This is a genomic window from Chryseobacterium sp. WG14 (genome assembly GCF_024586945.1).
GTDB lineage: Bacteria > Bacteroidota > Bacteroidia > Flavobacteriales > Weeksellaceae > Chryseobacterium.
In genome coordinates, this window is the sequence record NZ_JALCZD010000002.1 from 23,448 (window position 1) to 45,045 (window position 21,598).

The following is a 21,598-nucleotide window of genomic DNA, read 5'->3' on the forward strand; positions in this document are numbered from 1 at the left end:
ATTATTATTTAAAATTGAAAATTAAAGCCTAAAGAATATATTCTAGGCATCTGATAGTATCCGTTATCGATTCCGCCAAAAACTTCAGGATCTACTCCTGTATATTTTGTGATCACAAAAACGTTTTGCGCCATAGCGTATACTTTCAGATTACTTCCTTTAGAAAAAATTTCTCCGAAATTATAACCTACGTTGATATTGTCAAGTCTTAGAAATGATGCATTCTCTACATAAATATCTGATTTATATTGAGGTACCGAAAACTTATATTCCGGTGCTGTAGAAAATACATTCTGAAGATATTCGTTGGTAGATGCAGACTGTAAGGAACTGTTGGAGGCCATATTGTTATACACATAGTTTCCTAGCACGGCTCTTGCACTAAGGGCAAAGTCCCAGTTTTTATGAGAAACCTTTGTAGAAAAGCCTAAAATAGCATCCGGAGTAGTTGATTTATAATAATACATATCTTTCGTATTGATTACACCGTCTGCATTTCTGTCTACATAAGCTCCGTCTACAGGTTTTCCGTTCGTATCATATACCTGCTGATATACCCAGAATGCGTTTGGAGCATACCCTACTGCATGAGCCTGGATTCTATTTCCAGATCCCCCCTCAATACCTCCAACTTCCATATTAAAAGATTCATCAGCTCTGTCTTTCAGCTTGGTTATTACCGGCTTGTAATGGGTAGCATTGAAACTTACTTCCCACGTTGTTTTTTCATTTTTAATAGGAACAATGGTAATACTTCCTTCGATCCCTTCATTTTTCATATCACCTACATTCTGCCAGCTGGCATTACTCAGACCCCCTGCAGGTTCATCAGCATACACCAATAAGTCTTTAGTATCTTTTCTGAAAAGGTCGATGGATCCCGTAATTCTATTACTAGCAAAACCATAATCTATCCCTATATTCTTGGTAGTAGTAGTTTCCCAGGTAAGATTTGGGTTATAGTTGGTAGGTCTGAACATAAAATAATATTCATTCCCAAATTGATAACCTGCTCCCGGATAACTTGGATTGTAAGAAGCAAAGGCAGGATAATTATTAGGTTTATTCCCATTAAGAGCTGGTAATTCCTGCTGTCCTGTTTTCCCCCATCCTGCTCTCAGTTTCAATGTACTGATTGATGAAATATTTTTGATGAAACTTTCTTCGTTAAGCTTCCATGCTAAGGAAACACCCGGAAAGACACCCCACACATTATCTTTCGTTCCGTTAAAGAATCTGGAAGAACCATCTCTACGTACAGATCCTGAAATAACGTATTTGTTAGCTACTGTAAAAATTGCTCTTCCATAAAAAGAGATCAGTGTGTTTTGCGTTTCAAAATTCAGGTCCTGTGCGTTGATTCCGGTTCCTTTATAGGTAGTCGCTCCTGGAATATTCAAACGGAAGTCCTGATAAGCATATCCTGCTGTAATGTCTACACCAGTATTGATTGCACTTATATTCTTAACATAATTAAAATAGGTTTCCAAGAGCTTGTTATTCTTCTCCATAGAATAAAGATTCGAACTGCCCTTATCGGTATAGCCTTGTCTTAAATTAGCATCTTTAAATTTATGTCCTTTACTTTTTGTATAATCGTATCCGGCATTTACATTGAAATGCAGGTCAGGAAGAAAATGAAATTTATAATCTAACTGAATATTTCCCAATCCTCTTGTTACCGATGATACATCTCTTACCCCGTCAATCATCCCCAGCGGGTTTGAATTGGCATTTGCGTTAAATCCGGTTGCGGCTCCTGGATCCAACCACTCATAGTAACCTCCATACTTGGTATTTCCTGAATAAACAGGCTGTGTAGGATCAAAATACGTAGCTGCCTTGATCACTCCACCGTCTACAAATTGGTTATCCGTAAAAGTCCCTTTTGCATTTACATTCACTGATAAATGATTATCAAAGAATTTTGGATTTAAGTTCAAACCTACTGAAGTTCTTCGGAATGAATTTGATTTTACAATACCATTCTGCTCGTTATAGCCTAATGATAAACGATAAGGCAGTCCTTTAATACCTCCTGAAAGGGCGACATTATTATCCGTACCCCATGCTGCCTGATAAATCTTATCCTGCCAGTTGGTATCTGCATTTCCCAGTTTTGTTTTGTAGCTGTCCGGAGCATAAGTGTTGACAAAGTCTCTAAATTCCTGTGCCGTCAGTACATCTACATTTCCCATTTTGGTAGACACTGAGGTTACAGTAGAAAAATTCAGTTTGAATTTTCCGGAAGTTCCTTTTTTGGTTGTAATCAGGATAACACCATTGGAAGCTCTGTTACCATAAATAGCGGTAGCTGAAGCGTCTTTCAGGATATCAAATGTTTCGATATCGTTAGGATTTATGAGGGATAACGGGTCAGAAACACCATTCATTCCCACAAAATCCTGAGGAACACCATCAATAACGATCAATGGAGAGTTTTCTCCACTTAAAGAAGAGGTACCTCTGATTCTGATCTTTGTTCCTGAGCCTGGAGCTCCACTGTTATTGGTAATCTGTACGCCAGGTGTCTTTCCCTGGATCAGCTGTCCTGCAGAGGTAGCTCCTCCATTGAAGTCCTTTGCAGTAACTGAAGTTATAGACCCTGTAAGGTCAGATTTCTTCTGTTTTCCATACCCAATCAACACTACCTCCTCAATTTTCTTTTCCTTTGTGACAGAGTCTGTTGTCTGCGCATGCATTATTGTACTGGCCAATAAAAAAGCAGGCGCGATTTTTAATACTGTTGTAAAGTTATTCACAATCATATTTTTTTATAGTTTCGTTTTTTCAGTCATATTTTGGCTTGAAGCCAGACTCGCAATTTATAAAAAAAATAGAATTATTATAAATTTAATATAATTTTAGTTAAAATTATGTATATTACGAAACCTATTTTAGTTAAAATTTTAAATTCCAATATTTTACAACGACTTATGCATAGCATAGTATTTACGCTAAATTAGCAAATTGTTAAACGTTTGTTTAACTTTATTTCATATCCACATGGAAAAAAATAAAGGAGTAAGGCATAATAACTCCACAAAGAGCGGTATTCAAGAGATAATCCTTATCTTTGCAGTCAAAACTTTACTATAAATGTCAAACAGAAAGATGATTACGGCAGCTTTGCCTTATGCAAACGGACCGGTTCATATAGGGCATTTGGCAGGTGTCTATATTCCTGCGGATGTTTATGCAAGATTTCAGAGAAGATCAGGAAAAGATGTAGCGTTTATCTGTGGTTCAGATGAGCACGGAATTCCTATTACCATAAGAGCTAAGAAGGAAGGGGTTACCCCACAGGATATCGTAGATAAATATCACGAGATCATCAAAAAATCCTTTTCAGATCTGGGAATCTCATTTGATGAATATTCAAGAACAACTTCCAAGAACCATCATGAAACCAGCCAGGACTTCTTTAAGGTTCTTTATGAAAAAGGAAAATTTACTGAAGAAATTTCTGAACAGTATTTTGATGAGCAGGCGGGAGAATTCCTTGCTGACCGTTATATTGTAGGAACCTGTCCCAACTGTGGCAACGAGAACGCTTATGGTGACCAGTGTGAGAAGTGTGGGTCTACCCTTTCTCCTTCAGAACTGATCAATCCGAAATCTATGCTAAGTGGAAATGTTCCGATCCTTAAAGAAACAAAAAACTGGTATCTTCCTTTAAATGAATATGAAGACTTCTTAAATGAGTGGATTATTGAAGGGCACAAAGATGACTGGAAACCGAATGTATACGGACAGGTTAAGTCATGGCTAAATGACGGACTGAAACCACGTGCAATGACCCGTGACCTGAACTGGGGAGTTCCTGTTCCTCTTCCGAATGCAGAAGGAAAAGTTCTTTATGTATGGTTTGATGCGCCGATCGGGTATATCTCTTTCACTAAAGAATGGGCCGCGAAAAACGGAAAAGACTGGAAGGATTACTGGCAAAGTGAAAGTAGTGACCTGGTACACTTTATCGGAAAGGATAATATTGTATTCCACTGTATTATTTTCCCAGCTATGATGAAAGCTCACGGAGATTATATCATGCCTGACAATGTTCCGGCTTTTGAATTCCTGAACCTTGAGAATGATAAAATCTCAACCTCAAGAAACTGGGCGGTATGGGCACATGAATATGTAGAAGATTTCCCTGGCCAGCAGGACGTATTAAGATATGCGCTTCTTTCTTCAGCTCCTGAAACAAAGGATAACAATTTTACATGGAAAGATTTCCAGACTAAGAATAATTCTGAATTGGTAGGGATCTTCGGAAACTTCATCAATAGAGTTGCAGTTCTTGTTCACAAATATTATAATGGTGTTATTCCGCAAGGGGATGTAAACAGCTCTGAATTGCAAGAGATACACAAAGCAGCAAAAGAAATTTCAGGATTCCTGGAAAACTATGAATTTAGAAATGCTTTATCTGCATTAATGAATCTTGCCCGTTTTGGAAACCAGTATCTTCAGACAGAAGAACCTTGGAAAACGATTAAAGACAGCCCTGAAAAGACTGCACAATCTTTATTTGTGGGAGCACAGATTGCTGTAGCTTTAGCTCAGTTGTGTGAACCTTTCATGCCTTTCAGTTCCGAAAAGCTATTGAATATGTTCAATGTGGAAAAGAAAACATGGAATGATATTGAAACCCAATCTGTTTTAATTGAAACCGGACACAAAATCAACGAATCATCCCTTCTTTTCTCAAAAATTGAAGATGATGTGATTGAAGCTCAGATTCAAAAACTAGAAGATACCAAACAAAACAATAAAAAAACAAACCCTAACGCAAATCCTATGAAAGAAGAGATCTCTTTTGATGATTTTACTAAAATAGACCTTAGAACAGCAACCATTTTAGAAGCTGAAAAGGTAGAAAAAGCAGATAAACTATTGAAACTTACTGTAGATACAGGAGTAGATGTAAGAACTGTTGTTTCAGGAATTGCCGAAAGCTTCACTCCGGAGGAATTGATTGGGAAGCAGGTAATGATCTTACTGAACCTTGCTCCAAGAAAAATCAGAGGAATTGAATCTCAGGGAATGTTATTATTAACGACTAAACCTGATGGAAAATTATCTTTCGTAACGCCGGATGACAGCAATGTCGAAAACGGTATTGAGATCGGATAATTACCCATAAATCAATATTTAAAGGGGCTTTCTTTCAAGATAGCCTCTTTTTGATTCTATACAATCCGGATGATCAATTAATCAATACAGGATAAAGCAGGTACTTCAATATTGAAACGTTTTTTAGAAATAATATATGGTTAGCAAAAGCGTATTAAGGAAACTCTCAGATTTCGAACTCGAAAAATACATAAAAGAAGACAACCGTTTTGTTCCGGAAGCTATCTCAATGGCTTTTGAGATATTAGTAGAACGAGGGCGGATTTTTACGGAAGAGGAAAAAACCGCAGTTCAGGAGTTGATTCAAAGTAAAAAAAATGCAGAAGAAGCAAAGCTTAGGGAAGAGCAGGAGCTTTGGAAAGACCATATCACAGAAGACCCTGCTGCTATCAAGCTGTATTCGAGAACAACCGTTTTTGTAAGCAGTGTTGTTCTGGGGACCATTCCCGGAGCTATTTTACTCTGTCTGAATTTGATAAAATTAAAAAAATATTTTCCAGCCCTCCTTACATTGATATTTGGTTTTCTTTTTTTCTTTTTGCAGGAACACGTTTTTCAATCTTATTTTGATTTCAACACCACATCACGATACAATCCGGCAATGGCAGTTATAGCCGCTGGAACATTAAGCCTGGTTGGTATCTGGGTCGCAAGCATTCCAAAAAAGCTGCCTTACAGAGCCAAATCTTATGTTTTCCCTGTCATTTTATGCATTGGAACCGCTGCTCTGATGTTCTATTATTATCAGGACTGGTTTTCCATTTATCCATTACTTGGGCTTATCCGTTTATTCAGATAAAATATATTTTTGAAACTTATTTCGTTACCCACTTTACTCATCGCGCCAAAGCTAAACAAGCCGAATCTGGCTGTGGGGTAACCGTTTTTATCAGGATTAAAAAAATCATTCCATGAGATACAATCTTATGGAATGACAATATATATGATCATCGAGAAGTAGCTTCGTATACCAATGATTGCTATTTCTTAGTCAGTTTTGCCAGATAAGAGTCCTCATCCTTCAGAATCCTTTCTATTCTAAATCCATTATTCTCCGCTGCATTTTTCAGGGTATCGAAATCCAGGTACAGCCATGTGATTGGTTCTTCAGATTCACCTTTATAATGCACTACATAGTCTAATTCCCCATAATATCCGCCGGCAGGAATATACACTCCACCGTCTTTATCCCGGTCAAACATATAGAGAATATCAGTGCTGTCGATCAGGATCTGTCCGTTATCATTTAATAAAGCATGTAATTTTTGAAGATAAGGATCTATTTTAGAAAGACTTTCAAAAACCCCTGTGCCATTCATCAGTAATAAAATAGTATCGAAAGTTTCTCCTGAAAAATCAAGGATATTTTCACAAACAGCATTTTTGATCCCTCTCAGTTTACAAACCTCAACAGATTTTGGTGAAATATCCAGAGCCATCACCTCAAGGCCTTTTTTATTTTGAAGATACAAAGCATGAGAACCGGCTCCGGCTCCTATATCCAAAACTTTTCCTTCGGATAGCTTCATTGCCTTCTGCTCAATATTATTCATTTCTTCAAAATCTCTGAATAAGTAATTTACAGGAAGTTCATCCAGTTCAGAAATTGATGTTTCAGTCTGCAGATCTTCAGGATTGTCATCGTGATAATAATCCCAGATCGCTCTGCCCATTAAATCTTTCATAGTGCAAAGATACAAGTTAAAAATGGAGAATTAAAAGTTGAAAATTGAAAATCTACCGTCCCAATCTCAGTAATACAACATCTACAACATCGTCAATCAAAGTTTTGCTTCGGTCTTTCGATGATAAAGATGAGTAGAATAATTAATACTTTAGGTTTTGGCTAAAGCCGGATGACGTTTGATGGATATGGTAAGCGGACTAAAGTCCGCTTCTATTGAATTTTATATTGAATTTCAATACTAATTCTCCTGTAAAAAGTATAATCTTCTCTTCACCACCTATGACCTATCAACTATTCCATCGAATCCTTTTCCCGATGCCTGTCCGCCTGGGACTCATTTTCAGCAACTCCTGCTTTCCAGTAAGAATAGGCATACAGTTCCTGGGAAGTCCAGTTTTTATCTTTTCTCAGATAAGTACGGATTTCTTTAACACTTGAAAACTCACAGGCCACATATCCAAACTTCCGGGTTTCGGGAATGTCAATATTTTTTACTGCTTCCGGCATCTTACTACCAGCTTGAGGCTGTGCATTATGAAGCCACTTAAAATCAATATCAGCTTTAGTTACTAAGATCTGTTCATCTTCTTTTCCATGAACTTCAATGATACAGATTCCTTTTACAGTTGGAGGCAGGGTTTCTAAAATAGCACTTAAAACAGGAATTGCCGTAGCATCTCCCGCCAGCAAATACCAATCAGCCTCAGGATACAACTCCTTTCCATCCAGACGCATCATGACTCCCAGTTTTGAGCCTGCTTCCGCATCCCTCACCCATTTCGAGGCGGGTCCACCGTCTCCATGATCTACAAAATCAATGATCAGCTCATTTTTCTCAAGATCAATTCCTCTGTGTGTATACGTCCTGATAGCCGGGGCAACTTCCTTAGCAGGATATACCCACTGCTGATTTTCATCCAAAATTGGAAAATGAATTTCGTTTAAACCAGCTGGAGGAACTGCAATTTTATTGTTATCTCCTACTACCGTATTTTTGAACAAATGAACTTCAGGTGAATAGAGATAAACCCTGATAAAATGGTCAGTGATGTATTCTTTTCTCGTCACTTCGGCAACAATCTGCCCTGTTGAAATTTTCGCCATAACTGAATTTTTTTTAAAATTAATATCCGGTTTCCAGCTAGCGTCAGAAACCGGATGTCTAAGAAAATATCATTCAGATCAAGGCTGTATACCCTAATCTATTTTTAAAAATCAAATGTATAAGACAGATTGAATGTTCTTCCTCTTCCTTTGTAATTAAACAGTTCCGGAAGTCCGTAAGAAGAATATAAAACCTGAGAACGCTTGCTCCAAATCGTCTGATAATCTGTATTAAACAGGTTCTGGATTCCTAAATTGAATTTACCCCAGTTGAATCGGTATCCAATCATTAAATCGGAGGTATTATATCCCTCCACTACATTATTAAGCTCATCTTTCTGTTTGAAATTCTGCAGCGACTGGAATCTGAACGACCAGTCTTTAATATTGTACCCGATATAAGTTACTAATTTTGATGGTGAAGCATTATAGATCTCCTGTTTTTGCCATTCTCCTTTATTGTCTACCTCAGATTTAATCAAAAGTCCGCTGGCTCCAAAGTAAACGCCGTTGCTTAAAGCATAGGAAACCTCAGCTTCGATTCCCATATTTCTTAATTTCAAATCGTTCACCAAAATCTGAAACGTCTTTTTATCTACTGCAACACTCTTATCAGAATTACTTAAAAATCCTGCAATCTGTGCTCTTAAACCACCTTTATTGACACGGTATCCCACTTCAAACTGGTTGGTTTTGATCGCCTGTAATGGCTGGTCTTTCACATTGATACTTGATACCACATCCCAGTTCGTGCCATTCAGTTTATAAGTACCGATTCCATAAAACTTCGCTGGATCTGCCAAACTTGCTCCCTGAGAAAATGTTCCCCAAACCTGGTGCTGTTCATTGAATTTATATAATAATCCTGCGTTAGCAAGGGTTACATTATAAGAACTTTCACCTCCGGGAATGGCAGATGCTGATGCTCCATATCCCATTGCCACCTGGGTTTGCTGCTCAGATCCTACAAAATCATCCATTTTCACAGTGATGTTCTGATAACGGATTCCTGCATTAATCTGTAGCTTGGGAAGGACATTATACTTTGCCTGTACATATCCTGCGTAACTCTGAGAATGGTTGGTAGGATATCTTCCTAACCTGTATTTTGTTTCATTGATCAATCCACCGCTTGACATTGTTTTAGCCATATCATAAACCGACTGGTTTCCTTCAAACTTTTCAAAATCTATGTCTGCTCCATAAGTAATATTCAGCCCTCTCCATGATTTTGATAATAAAGCTTTTATCCCGGAATAATAAGTATCCTGCTGTGAAGAGGACATGTAGGCTATTTTTCCGCTCTGCAGCGTCACATTTCCGGGGAAAGGATAAAATCCTAATTTCTCACCACGGGTAGCAAACTGTACATATAAGTCCTGTCCGCCAAGAATTCCGTTTCCGGTATAGGCTACCGTTCCCATATAACGTTCTGTTCCTACATTTTTATCGGAAGAAAACCCGTCTCTCATTTCCAGCAAAGAAGCATTTTTTGTAGTGAAAGCACTTAAATTTTCACCTAAAAAAAGACTTCGGTCTCCATTAAACTTGGAGTTATAATACTGAAGGGAAGCTGTTATTTTATGTTTATTGTTAAACTGATATCCTCCTGTAGCCAGAATATCTACAGACTGGTTGTACTGAAGGTCAGTTTGGGTAATATCGGTAAAAAGCTGATTCTGATCTGCACCATACACTCCTCCATTTTGCTGGTAAGCAATTCCCAATCTTCCGAAGAACTTCTCTCCTTTTCCTGCAATAGACTGTGCAGCACGGAAGTCATGATCATCTTTACCCATAAATCCTGTGCGTGCTCCCAGTTCAGTCTCTCCACTGATTCCTTTTTTGGAAGGTGTTTTTGTAATAATATTGATGATACCGCCGGTTGCATTACCTCCATAAATAGAGCTCGCTCCGGAAAGCACTTCTATTCTTTCAATATTAAAGGGGTCAATGGCATCCAGCTGACGGCTGATGGCACGGATACTGTTCAATGAAACACCGTCAATCATTACCAGCGCAGAACGTCCCCTCATATTCTGTCCATAATTGGTTCTCCCCTGTGGACCGATATCCATACTTGGAATTAAGATCGAAAGCATTTCTTTAATAGGAACTCCGCTTTTAGCCTGTTCCTGAATTTTTTCTTTCTGAACTACCCAGACTGTACCGGGAATTTCAGAGATTTTCGTAGGTTTTCTGGAGGCTACGATCACTACATCGTCAATACCTTTAGAGGCTATAGAATCCTTAGCTGTCTGGGAAAATAGTAATCCCGAAGCCAACAGACCTATGAATACATACTGCTTTTTCATTCTTTCTACTCGAAGTTTTATAATCCCACAAAGATAATTTTTATTACTTCTAAATAAAAATAACTAAAGATAAAATTATTCATGATTTTAAAAACCAAAGAGTATGAGACTCATTTATAAAGTTCATGAAAAACGTAAAATCCCAGCCTGCAAGAGGTCCGGGATTTTACTCGTGAAAAACAAGGTTATTTTTTATACCGCAGGTCCGGCTGCGTCTTTTATTTCTTCTAATAATTTTTTTCGTTCATGAAGTCTTCTTCTTGCAATAACGGATTTTCCTCCAATTACCCTTACAAATCTCAGGTATTGGAAACGTTTTGCTCCAAAATGATGGGTGATTACATACAACAATACTCCGAATCCCACCATAATGATATACCCGAATATCTTCTTGGTGGCGATAATAATAGCATTCAGCTGGATAACCTTCATATTGGCAGCAACATTCTGAGGGGTAACCATCATACCATCCATATAAACGGCAAGATCTCCTACTGCTGTAATCTGAAACCGGTATTGAAACCAGGAATACAGGGTTGAGAAAATACCTACTGCCAGAAAAGTTCGCCATACCAACACAAGTCCTATTGCTGCAAGCATTTCATCCATTTCAAGCTTATCTAAAGTATAAAACCATACTGAAATAAACAGTGAACACATTCCATAGCCTTTTAGGAACATCGGCAGATACCAATGATCATAACTAAATTCCAATACCATCGAAAAATACATAATGATGGCATATCCTATCATCCCGGCAAAACCTGAAAATATATACATCTTCAGCGGTTTTTCTTTTTTAAACCAGAATACAGCAATAGCTCCGGCTAATATAATTCCGGGAATCATAAGTAAACTAAGCACGGCATTAGTCACCTGATCATATCCCAAAACTCCCACGGCAAAAGTCGTCTGAAGAGAGGCTGTTCCTAAAAACATTCCCAGCCAAAATAACATAAACAGACCATGCTGCACGTTATTTTTTGTAAATATTTTAAATGAAAGATAAGGTCGCTTTAAGGTTAACTGACGGATACTAAGCAATGCAAAGCTTATAAAAGCTGCAATACTAGCATTAATAATGTGTTTTGAATTCAGCCAATCCTGTTGTCTGCCGAAAGAATACACATATGCCGAAAACATAAAAGTGGATATAAACAGCAGTATACTTAGCCAGTCGATATAATGCAGAGGGACTTTCAGCGCAAAATATTTATTATGCATAAAGATCCAGTGAATAAGTGCCAACGCAAAACATAAAACTGAAATAAAGATGTAAAACTGCTGCCAGTTATACAGAAGGGAAAATTTGGCAGCATAATAGGCTGCTATCTGATTCATTACCAAAACAAATGTATAGAACAGTCCATAAAACATTCCCCGGTTACCAATCATCATCATGAGTGGCAGGAACAATTCTATAGTGACCATCATTTTCATAAATCCAATCAGAAGAGAGGTAGATACAAAAATCATTGGCTCTAAAGTGGTGGCATTCACATAGCTCAACAGCCCTAAAAGCACAAGCAGCAATACCATTTTATCTCGTACTTTGAATCTCATTTTCATTCTGAGAACAACCGGCATACATGCTCCCATCCCAATGGTAGTGGCATAATTGGCCCACATGAAATATTCTGTTAACGCTCCGGTACCGCTCACCAAATGGCTGATATTCCCAGTATAGACCCCGCCAAGCGGCATTACCACTGCAAGCAGTAATACAATCAGCAGCAACTGTATGGGTTTAGGTACCCAGTCGTTATATAATCCTTTATTGTACATGTTTTTTTTGATCATAGATATCAGATAACAGACTTTTTACATTCATCTTCAGTTTCCATCATAACATTAGGTCTGAAATCTGACATCTTATATCTTTTAGTCTTCATTAATATTCACATTCATATTCATTCCTGCACTCAGTTTATCCATATCTTCTTTTTTATTGGAAGCTGTAAATTCTATTCTTACAGGGATTCTTTGCTGCACTTTAATGAAGTTTCCGGTAGAGTTATCGGTAGGTACACTTGAATATCTTGATCCGGTAGCCGCAGACACTGCTGTGACAACTCCTTCAAACTTCTTACCACCCAAGGCATCTGCCGACATCGTTATTTTTTCACCAATTTTAATAGTAGGCATCTGACTTTCAAGGAAGTTAGCAGTAACCCACTTCTGACCATTCAAAACAATGGTAGCCACCTGCTGCCCCGGCTGAATCAGCTGGCCTTCGGAAATCGTTCTTCTTCCCATTACCCCATCATAAGGAGCCGTGATTACCGTATATGAAAGGTTAATTTTTGCCATGTCCAACGCAGATTTCGTTCTTTTGATTTCTGCATCATTAATCCCCAGCCTGCTTTTCACTTCCGTTGTAGATAGATTTGCTGACTGCTTCTGATTAACCAGCGTTTCATAAGCTGCTTTCTGAGCATCATATTCTGTTTTTACCTGGTCATATTGTTGTCTTGTCACCGCTTCAGCTGACAAAAGATTTTTATACCGGTTTAAGTTTTGTTCGGCGTTCCAAAGTCGGGCTTTAGCACCGGCAATATTGGATTCCATTACGTTGATGTTGTTGGAAACTGTATTTACAGAAGAGCCCGTAGCTGTTTTCTGAGCTATTGCATTCTGATAAGCAGCTTCAGCCTGTCCCAATTGTGTCAGGATTTCACGATTGTCAAGAACCACCAGGGTATCTCCTTTTTTTACCTTTTGGTGTTCGATAAATTTAATGTCTTTGATATAGGCAGAAACCCTTGTATTGATTGGATTAATAAATTCCTCAACCTGAGCGGCTTCTGTATAGGTTTTATTCCCGATATGGAAATATTCACGGATTAACCAGAACAGCCCGAAACCAATCAACATAAAAACGATGATGTTGGAAATGATTGCTCTGATTTTATTTCTTTTATTTTGCTTCTTTTTACCTTCCCCGCTTGGTTTTGCAGGAGTTTGAGGTGTATTTTGAGTCGTTTGTTCCTTGTTTTCCATTGTGGTGTTTTCAGTTTTAAAAATTAAAGAGTTCCTGTAGATTTCAAAAGGTTATAATACTGATACAAAACATTGATCTCCGCATTGGCATAATCAAGTTCTGACTGCAGTTTCTGGTTCTGGGCATCAATCATTTCTGCCTGTACGGCCAATTGGTTCAGATACTTGGCTTCCGTAATCTTGTAATTCTCTTCCGCCAGTCTTTTTGAATCGTTCAGAATATCCGCCTGCTGAATTGCCTCCTGGTATTTTGTATAGGCAGCATTCACTCCCATATCGATGTTCTGCTCTGTCAGTGTTATGGCATCATTAGCCTGGTTCTTTTGCAGCTCACCTAATTTTACCTTTTCTTTTGTTTTATACAGTGTATCTATATTGTAGCTAAGGGAAACCCCCGTCTGCCACCCTCCTGAATACATATCCAAAACAGGGTTTCTTGTGGTAATTGGCCTCTGCAAAGTATAGCCACCAAATCCAGCTATAGTAGGCATATTATCGGTCTTTATAATTTCAATATTCTTATCTGCTATATCTCTGTTTTTCTGTGCTGATTTCATCAAAGGGTTACTATCGTGAGCCAGGCTCATATAATATTCCATTCCTATTCCTGATTCTTTATTTTCAATACTTTCAGTAGGAACAATCTCTGTGTCGGATGATAAACCTAATGCGATATTTAAATTATAGTTAAGGATTTTTTTATTGTTTGAAAGGGTTAAAATCCCCTGATCCAGGTTTTTAATAGCCAATTCACCACGAATCACCTCATTTCGTGTCACCATGCCCTGCTGATAGAACTTCTGGATATTTTTAAGACGTTCCTGAGCCAGCTTTTTGTTGTTTTGAAATACTTCTTCCTGATTCAACGTTTTGTATATATCCAGATAATTTGAAATCACTAAAAATTTCACATCCTGTTTATTCTTCTCCAGATCCAATTCAGAAAGCTGTTCCCGGAGACCTGCCATTTCAATAGACTTACTCACCAATCCTCCTTTGAAAATCAGCTGTGTTGCCTGTACCGCATATGAACTTCCGTAATGGGGCATAGGAATAGTGGTGGAATTTGAAAAATCTTTGTCAATAGCTACCGCATTTCCCAAGTAGAACTGGCTTGTAGAAGCCGTAATGGTGGGTAACTTCTGAAGTTTTACAACATTAGTGTTCTGTTTGGCGATGTCAATATTCTGAGCAGAAACTTTTAACTGCTGGTGGTTTCGAACTGCCAGTTCGGCAACCTCATCGGCAGTCATCTGTTTAATCTGTTGAGAAAAAAACAGCGCAGGAAAAGCTGCTATCAAAAGAGATAGTGCTGTTTTTATTTTCTTTGTCATTTTACCTTGTTTTACGAATACAAAGTTAGGGCAATAACAAAATCAATCAAATGTTTGATTCTTGGAAAAAGATGTTCAAATGTAGGATTTTAGTTTTCAAACTGATGCCTATATTGTTTAGGGCTTACCTCAAGATGTTTTTTAAAAAAGTGCGAAAAAGAGTATTGATCGCTAAATCCGAGGATAGAAGAAACCTCTGAAACCGGTTTATTGGAAGAGTTTAAAAGCACTTTTGCTTCATTGATGACAATAGCAGCAATGATTTGGCTTGCAGATTTCCCTGTAACGGACTTCACCACCGAAGAAAGATGTCTGGTTGTAATGGATTGCCGTTCTGCATAAAACTCTACGCTCCTTTCTGTAAGGTGGTACTCTGCAAGATCGGTAAGAAATACAAAAACAATCTCTTCCTGCCTGGACATCTGATTCATAGAGTTGTTATCTTCTTTGGAGATAATTCCCGCCATCTGGTAACAGAAAACAGAAAACAGATGCTCCACCATTTCTTTTTTGTACAGCATTTCGGTTTCAGAATCCAAAATATATTTTAGGAAATTGACACTTTTCCATACTACCTCCATTTCGCTTTCCGGAAAAGGCACTCCTTTGTTCATCTGCTGTCTGAAATAACGGTAAGTAATCAGGCGGTTGAACTTCAATGATAAAGTAGAAATAAATTCTCTTTTATAGGAAACCATCCGGGACTGGAAATCCCCGCTCACCGCTACTACTTCATAAATCGTTTGTGGATCGGTCACCATAAACATATTGGATGAAAGCTCCAGGTCATTGAAATGCTGCCTAAGCTTTAGGGTTCCGGATTTAATAAAAATAAATGCTGGATTTTCAGGACGGAATGGTTTATCAACAGCAATTCTCTCAAAGATATTGCGTTGGGTAAAAATTTCAACTCCGAATTTTTCTAGGGCAGACATATCACAAATTTAAGCAAACTTATTACCGATTACAAAATTTTATTATTTTAGCGTTTACCAAATTCACTATACTATGAGAAAGGTTGATTTATTATTTGCAGAATATAGCAAGAGCCATAGAAACGCAACCAACAAATTGATACACTGGATCTGTGTACCTTTGATTTTCTGGGCTCTTCTGGGCTTCATTTCCCTTATTCCATCGCCTCATTTCTGCTTCTCTTACTTTGGATGCATCAGTATTGTAAGTATGATTACTGTTTTATTGGTTACCTTTTTCTATCTACGGCTCTCCCTTCTGATCAGTATCATCATGGTTTTCATGATGCTGGTAACAGAACACTTTATCTATCTTACCAATGTTCATTTCGGAAAACAATCATGGATCATCTATCTTACCATATTCATTATTACCTGGATCTTCCAGTTTATCGGACATAAAATTGAAGGTAAAAAGCCTTCCTTTTTAAAAGATTTACAATTTTTACTGGTAGGGCCTATCTGGCTGCTGAGTTTCATCCTTAAAAAAACAGGAATCCGGTATTAATCTTCCAAAACGTACACTAAAACCCGGATAACTTCTATTCTCCTTCCAAAGTTCCGTAAAAGTATTATTTATTAAAATAATTCCAGCCCTTTACAACCTTTACAACAATTAAGTCATCTTTTATAGTATATAGAGAGTATTGCCTTTGAAATAAGTATTTCAAGCATGCTTTTTGATACCATCTTAATAAACTAATTATGAGAACTCTGTTTTTACCCTTATTTTTCCTTGTCTTTATGAACTGCAGCAAGTCAAATGCTGACAAGCAGGCTGTGAATGCTGATTTAATGGAAGTTATTTCTGAAGATAAGATTGTTTCTGATGTCGCAATACCTCCACCACCTGCTCCTGCTGAAATTTCAAAAGCATCTGCAGTAACCTCTACCAGCATTCCAAAAAAAACAGATACTATTTCAAGGAAAGTGATCAAAAACGGAGATATGAGAATCCAGGTTGGCGATATTAAAAAAGCACAATCTCAGATCAATGATATTCTAAAAAAGAATAATGCTTATATTCAGAAAGAGCAGTTCCAGAATACAGATACTGATGATCATCTGAACCTTACCATTCGTGTTCCTCATAAAAGTTTTGATGAACTTGTTAATTCTTTTTCAAATGGAGTGGGTTCTGTTCTTTCCAAAAATATTTCATCCAATGACGTTACTGAAGAATACACTGACATTACCATAAAACTGGCCAATAAGAAAATATATCTTGAAAAATACCGCGACATGCTTAAAAGTGCTGCCACTACGAAAGACATGCTGGAAATCCAGGAAAATATCCGGGAACTGGAAGATGAAATTGATGTAGCGGAAGGAAGGCTTCGTTTTATTGGCGACCGGGTTAATTACAGTACGTTGGAAGTAATTTTATATAAAGAAAAGGTAAGAAGTTCAGCGACCTCCAACATAGGATTTGGGAGCAGATTTGTTGATTCCCTGGCAGAAGGCTGGAATAGTTTTGTAAGTTTCTTCCTGGGAATTATTTCTTTTTGGCCGTTTTTGCTTCTTATTCCTATCGTCATCTTCTTATGGAAAAAATGGAAGTCAGGAAAAACAAAATAATAAAAATACGTTTTTTACAAAATAAAATTCCAGGTATCAGCTATAATACCTGGAATTTTATTGCATTTTCAATGATTTAAGCATTATAAAAATCTTTAACAGTTTCAAGCACCTGTTCCTCTGACATCTTCTGTGCTGTATCTAATGTTATCTTAAGGTTTTTAAATTGGGCCGTATCATGGAGATACTTCTTAAGCTCTTCCTGAATGGTTCCCGGGCCTGTAATATAAACTTCCTGGGAATTGGTCAGGAGATGCTCTATTTCTTTAAAAAATTTTACTCTGTTAGTACGTTCTGCATTATTTCCTGCATTTTCACTTGAATTCCCATGCTGTATTTCTGCTTTTACAGGACTGCACAGGAAAAACTTGAACGCATTCTGGGCATCATGGTTCTTTACAACAATTGCCTTTTCTGTATCCATCCACAGTCCGGCTAATTTCTTGTCTGACATAATTTTATTTTTTGGTGTTATGAGCTAGATCAAACAAGAATGGTGCAAAGGAGATGTTAATAGCTGTTAAATATTCTTCATGAGACTGTAAAGTGATTTTGCATACTTATATTTACTTTACTGTTCTCTCGTTGAAAGGCTCAGTATAATATAACAAAATAATTTCTAAGGTATAAATAAAATTAACTGTAGAGATGGCTTTACCTCGCAATGACGTGTGAAAAACTATTTACCCAGCACAAATACAGCAGGAATTTTGTGGAGCTCCGGCTTTTGTTTTTGCCAGTCTTTTATTGTTTTTGTTTTTATAAATTCATGTTCAGGATCGTTGATATTGGCAGCAATGCACAACTTTGTGCTGGATGGCAAGAATTTCGTCAGATCTTCAAAAAGCTGATTGTTCCGGTAGGGTGTTTCCATAAAGATCTGTGAATACCCCGTTTTCTGCACCAAACTTTCCAGGTGCATAATCTGTTTCTTCTTCTCTCCTTTATCAATAGGAAGGTAACCGTGGAACGTAAATTCCTGTCCATTGAATCCACTTGAAATCAATGCAAGGATAATGGATGATGGTCCGGAAATAGGAATTATTCTGATATTCTTCTCATGACACCATTTTACAATCAGGTTGCCCGGATCAGCAATGCAAGGCAGTCCAGCCTCTGAAAGCAGTCCAAAGTCCTGTCCTTTTAGCATCAGATCCTGTGCTTCTTTAATATCAGCCCCTTCTGTGTATTTATCTAATAAAAACAGCTTCAGATCGGCCTGTTTCTTTTCCGGAGCAAAGAATTTAATCACCTTTCTTGCTGTTTTTTCGTTTTCTACAAAGAAATAGTCCGTCTGCATGATATAATCCTTTAAAACAGGCGAAAAATGGTTAATAGAGGTATTTTCTGATAAATAAGCTGGGAGTAAAAAAAGCATTGTATTATTTTTTTGTTCTTTCGTTGAGTGAGGGTTGTGGGAAGTATTTGGTAAGCTCCATAGAAAAGGTAACGGAAGTAATTTTCCAGACACCATTGATTTTCATGAGTGTCCAGATCTCTTTTCCCCAGTTTTCCATTTTGCCGTCATACCAAAAGCTGTAATCAAAATTGGCAGATGCTATGGCTCCGTCTTCAATAATCTTAATATTATCAAATTTTTCTTCAGATTTGTCATCCGAAAAACTCTTGATAAAGGTCTTATAATCATCGGCAAAGTAAGCTTCGGCTATGGGGCTTTTTTCCAGACGTTTTGCCTGGCTTCTTTCTTTATAAATTCCTGTCCAGAGTACCGGTTCCTGGAATAAAGACAGGTATTTAACCTCATCCCTTGTTTTGATGCACGTCATAAAGTCATCCATCAGTTTACGGATTTCGGTTTCATTTTTCGTCTGGGCAAAAGAGAAACTGAAGCTCAAAAGACATAACAGCAGCAGTTTTTTCATGACTATTATTTTAGTATTTGTTCTATGATAGCATTACAACCTTTTTCCAACAGCTGAAAAACATCTTCAAAATCTTTCATATCCCCCCAATAAGGGTCCGGAACTTCTGCATTTTTATGATCTCCAACGGTTTCTAAAAACAGGGCTACTTTCCGGCGTTCGGTTTCGTTTTCAGCTTTCGAGACCACATCGGCATATACATCGATATCCATACAGTACATCTTATCAAAGGTCTCAAAATCAGCCCTGGTAACAGGTCTTGATCTTTGCCTGGAAATATCTATTCCGTGGTTGGCAGCTGTTTGTATTGCTCTTTTATCGGGATGCTCGCCTTCATGCATAGAAATGGTTCCTGCTGAATCTATAACAAAGTTTTCAGGAACTTTTGTTTTCATAATCCCCTCTGCTAAAGGGCTTCTGCATATATTTCCCAAACAAACCATTAATATTTTCATCCTGAAAAAAAATTAAGTATTAGATCCCTTTATTTTAGCAAAACTAAATAAAAAATGAAGAATAAACCTATTCTTCATTTTTATTATTTTAATCAATGATTATTTTCTACTGTTTGATTCTTTCTGTAAGGTCTTTTACATACTTCTTCACTTCCTTATCTATTTTGGATACATCTTTAATCGTATCACAAGCGTACATTACCGTTGAATGGTCTTTTCCGCCCATTTCCTCACCAATTTTACTAAAAGTAGAGTTAGTGAATTCTTTTGAGAAATACATGGCCAATTGTCTTGGAAGGGCAATTTCTCTTTTTCTTGTTTTGGATAAAAGCTGTTCTTTCTTGATTCCAAAATAGTCACATACCACTTCCTGAATATAAGGAATATTAATGATCTTCTTCTGGTTGGCAGCAATCCTGTTGATGGTTTCTTTTAACAGCTCTAAGCTTAGATCTGTTTTATAGATCGTAGAATAAGCAATTACAGAGTTGATAATACCAATAAGCTCTCTTACATTTGTTTTCGCTTCCGAAGCAAGGAACTCAAGCATATCGTCAGGAAGGACAATTCCGTCTCTGCTCAGTTTATTCTCAATAATTCTTTTACGTGTTGTTAAATCCGGGGATTTAATTTCTGCAGAAAGCCCCCATTTGAAACGGGAAACAATCCTGTCCTGAATATCCATAATATCTGCAGGAGCTTTATCAGAAGTAAGGATAATCTGTTTTCCGTTTTGATGCAAATGATCAAAAATATGGAAGAAACTGTCCTGAGTTGCTGATTTTCCTGATAAGAACTGGATATCATCGATGATCAATACATCTACCATTTGGTAGAAGTTTGCAAATTCTGTTTGCTTATGTGCTTTAGCAGCAGAAATAAACTGCTGAATAAATTTTTCTGAGGATAAGTACAGCACCACTTTGTCCGGAAACTGGCTTTTTACTTCAAGACCTACAGCCTGCCCCAAGTGGGTTTTTCCAACACCATAACCTCCATATAGGAATAATGGGTTGAAAGCGGTTGCTCCCGGTCTCTTTGCAATTGATCTGGCAACTGTAGCAGCAAATTTATTACTTTCTCCTTCTACATAATTATCGAAAGAAAAATCTGCCTTAAGATTAGAATCAATATTTACTTTCTTAATTCCGGGAACTACAAAAGGGTTTACAATATTGGAAGAAAATCCCTGAGGCATAGTTTCCTGTACTTTTGGGGTAGGAACACTTTTCCCTTTCATATTCATGGTAACAGGTTTTTCCAGTCCGCTTGGTCTGTTTTCCATAACCGAATACCATAATTTCACTCCTTTTCCGATATTTTTTTTCAGGGCTGCAGAAAGAAGGGATAAGTAGTTGTCTTCTATATATTCTTTGTAGAAATCACTGGGAACAATTAATGTAAGGTTGTTGTCAGCAAGGGTCAGTGGCTGTACTTTATCAAATAACAGGTCGAAAGATTTTTCAAGCTTTTTCAAATCAGAATCATCCTCAGCTGCGTTTAAGTTATCACGCATAAACTGAAGACACCTCTGCCATATCATCATTAAATTTTCGTCCATATTTGGGCCCCGATTAATTGTTTTGTTAGTATTGTTTTTAGAAGGATGACAAAGGTCCAATATTTTCTTTTTAAAAAAAAATATTGCAGGTATTGATTATTTAAAAATATATTTGTATGTATAATTTACCATTAAAAATGATACACACAACACACTCAATACGAGTACGTTACGGAGAAACGGATCCTATGAAATATGTCTACTATGGGAACTACGCAGAGTATTTCGAAATAGGGAGAGTGGAGCTCTTCCGAAGCATAGGAATTTCATACGATGAAATTGAAAACCAAGGAATTTGGTTACCTGTCTCAGACTACAAAATTAAATATATTCGTCCGGCTTTATATGATCAAAAACTAGAAATCCATACCTACATTAAAAAAATTCCGGGCGTAAGGATTGAATTTGAGTACGAAATTTACAATGAAGAAGATATTAAAATTACTGAAGCTTCCACTACTCTGTTCTTTTTAGATGCTAAAACCAATAAGATCATAAAGTGTCCTGATTTTTTAATGAAGTTTATTGAAGCCAACTGGAAATAGGCTGTAGGTAAAAGATACAGTAATTA

18 protein-coding genes are annotated in these 21,598 nt (G+C 37.3%); 5 read left to right on the plus strand and 13 right to left on the minus strand.

What is annotated here, in order from left to right:
* Positions 1-8: 8 nt before the first annotated feature.
* Complete coding sequence (locus tag MP478_RS03285; RefSeq protein WP_257191014.1) at positions 9-2,762, minus strand: SusC/RagA family TonB-linked outer membrane protein; 2,754 nt, start codon at positions 2,760-2,762, stop codon at positions 9-11.
* Positions 2,763-3,099: 337 nt separating this feature from the next.
* Between MP478_RS03285 and metG the strand changes: the two genes are divergently transcribed.
* The gene (gene metG / locus MP478_RS03290; RefSeq protein WP_257199575.1) at positions 3,100-5,136 is read left to right on the plus strand and encodes a methionine--tRNA ligase; all 2,037 of its coding nucleotides are present in this window, start codon (positions 3,100-3,102) and stop codon (positions 5,134-5,136) included.
* A 136-nt stretch (positions 5,137-5,272) separates the two neighbouring features.
* Positions 5,273-5,935 (plus strand): hypothetical protein, encoded by a 663-nt coding sequence (locus tag MP478_RS03295; protein WP_257199576.1) that lies wholly within the window; start codon positions 5,273-5,275, stop codon positions 5,933-5,935.
* A 181-nt stretch (positions 5,936-6,116) separates the two neighbouring features.
* Here the strand turns inward: MP478_RS03295 and MP478_RS03300 are convergent, their stop codons facing one another.
* From MP478_RS03300 to MP478_RS03330, 7 genes are all read right to left on the minus strand, one after another.
* Entirely contained in the window at positions 6,117-6,821 is a 705-nt protein-coding gene (locus MP478_RS03300) for a bifunctional 2-polyprenyl-6-hydroxyphenol methylase/3-demethylubiquinol 3-O-methyltransferase UbiG (protein ID WP_257199577.1), read from the minus strand.
* A 293-nt stretch (positions 6,822-7,114) separates the two neighbouring features.
* Positions 7,115-7,927: a siderophore-interacting protein gene (locus tag MP478_RS03305; protein WP_257199579.1), complete on the minus strand. Its 813-nt coding sequence runs from the start codon at positions 7,925-7,927 to the stop codon at positions 7,115-7,117.
* A 104-nt stretch (positions 7,928-8,031) separates the two neighbouring features.
* On the minus strand, positions 8,032-10,242 hold the full coding sequence (locus tag MP478_RS03310) for a TonB-dependent receptor (RefSeq protein ID WP_257199580.1): 2,211 nt from the start codon (positions 10,240-10,242) through the stop codon (positions 8,032-8,034).
* A gap of 192 nt (positions 10,243-10,434) precedes the next feature.
* The gene (locus MP478_RS03315) at positions 10,435-12,027 is read right to left on the minus strand and encodes an MFS transporter (protein ID WP_257199581.1); all 1,593 of its coding nucleotides are present in this window, start codon (positions 12,025-12,027) and stop codon (positions 10,435-10,437) included.
* Positions 12,028-12,123: 96 nt separating this feature from the next.
* Complete coding sequence (locus tag MP478_RS03320; protein ID WP_230034594.1) at positions 12,124-13,242, minus strand: HlyD family secretion protein; 1,119 nt, start codon at positions 13,240-13,242, stop codon at positions 12,124-12,126.
* 23 nt (positions 13,243-13,265) lie between these two features.
* Positions 13,266-14,576 carry a TolC family protein gene (locus tag MP478_RS03325; protein ID WP_257191008.1) on the minus strand — a complete coding sequence of 437 codons (1,311 nt, stop codon included), beginning with the start codon at positions 14,574-14,576 and terminating at the stop codon, positions 13,266-13,268.
* 89 nt (positions 14,577-14,665) lie between these two features.
* Positions 14,666-15,511: an AraC family transcriptional regulator gene (locus MP478_RS03330; protein WP_257191007.1), complete on the minus strand. Its 846-nt coding sequence runs from the start codon at positions 15,509-15,511 to the stop codon at positions 14,666-14,668.
* Positions 15,512-15,584: 73 nt separating this feature from the next.
* On the opposite strand from MP478_RS03330, the gene MP478_RS03335 reads away from it, so the two are divergent.
* Positions 15,585-16,058 carry a DUF962 domain-containing protein gene (locus MP478_RS03335; RefSeq protein ID WP_230034589.1) on the plus strand — a complete coding sequence of 158 codons (474 nt, stop codon included), beginning with the start codon at positions 15,585-15,587 and terminating at the stop codon, positions 16,056-16,058.
* A 197-nt stretch (positions 16,059-16,255) separates the two neighbouring features.
* Positions 16,256-17,128 carry a DUF4349 domain-containing protein gene (locus MP478_RS03340; protein WP_257199582.1) on the plus strand — a complete coding sequence of 291 codons (873 nt, stop codon included), beginning with the start codon at positions 16,256-16,258 and terminating at the stop codon, positions 17,126-17,128.
* 76 nt (positions 17,129-17,204) lie between these two features.
* Here MP478_RS03340 and MP478_RS03345 read toward each other — a convergent pair whose 3' ends face one another.
* The 5 genes from MP478_RS03345 to dnaA form a co-directional block, all read right to left on the minus strand.
* The gene (locus MP478_RS03345) at positions 17,205-17,582 is read right to left on the minus strand and encodes a hypothetical protein (RefSeq protein ID WP_257199583.1); all 378 of its coding nucleotides are present in this window, start codon (positions 17,580-17,582) and stop codon (positions 17,205-17,207) included.
* 225 nt (positions 17,583-17,807) lie between these two features.
* Positions 17,808-18,506: an SAM-dependent methyltransferase gene (locus MP478_RS03350; protein ID WP_230034583.1), complete on the minus strand. Its 699-nt coding sequence runs from the start codon at positions 18,504-18,506 to the stop codon at positions 17,808-17,810.
* A gap of 4 nt (positions 18,507-18,510) precedes the next feature.
* The gene (locus MP478_RS03355) at positions 18,511-19,011 is read right to left on the minus strand and encodes a nuclear transport factor 2 family protein (RefSeq protein WP_257199584.1); all 501 of its coding nucleotides are present in this window, start codon (positions 19,009-19,011) and stop codon (positions 18,511-18,513) included.
* Between the two features lie 5 nt (positions 19,012-19,016).
* Complete coding sequence (locus MP478_RS03360) at positions 19,017-19,466, minus strand: low molecular weight protein-tyrosine-phosphatase (RefSeq protein WP_257191003.1); 450 nt, start codon at positions 19,464-19,466, stop codon at positions 19,017-19,019.
* 106 nt (positions 19,467-19,572) lie between these two features.
* On the minus strand, positions 19,573-21,027 hold the full coding sequence (dnaA, locus tag MP478_RS03365) for a chromosomal replication initiator protein DnaA (RefSeq protein ID WP_230034578.1): 1,455 nt from the start codon (positions 21,025-21,027) through the stop codon (positions 19,573-19,575).
* Positions 21,028-21,164: 137 nt separating this feature from the next.
* Here dnaA and MP478_RS03370 point away from each other — a divergent pair, with 137 nt between their 5' ends.
* Entirely contained in the window at positions 21,165-21,572 is a 408-nt protein-coding gene (locus tag MP478_RS03370) for a thioesterase family protein (RefSeq protein WP_230034569.1), read from the plus strand.
* Positions 21,573-21,598: the final 26 nt, after the last annotated feature.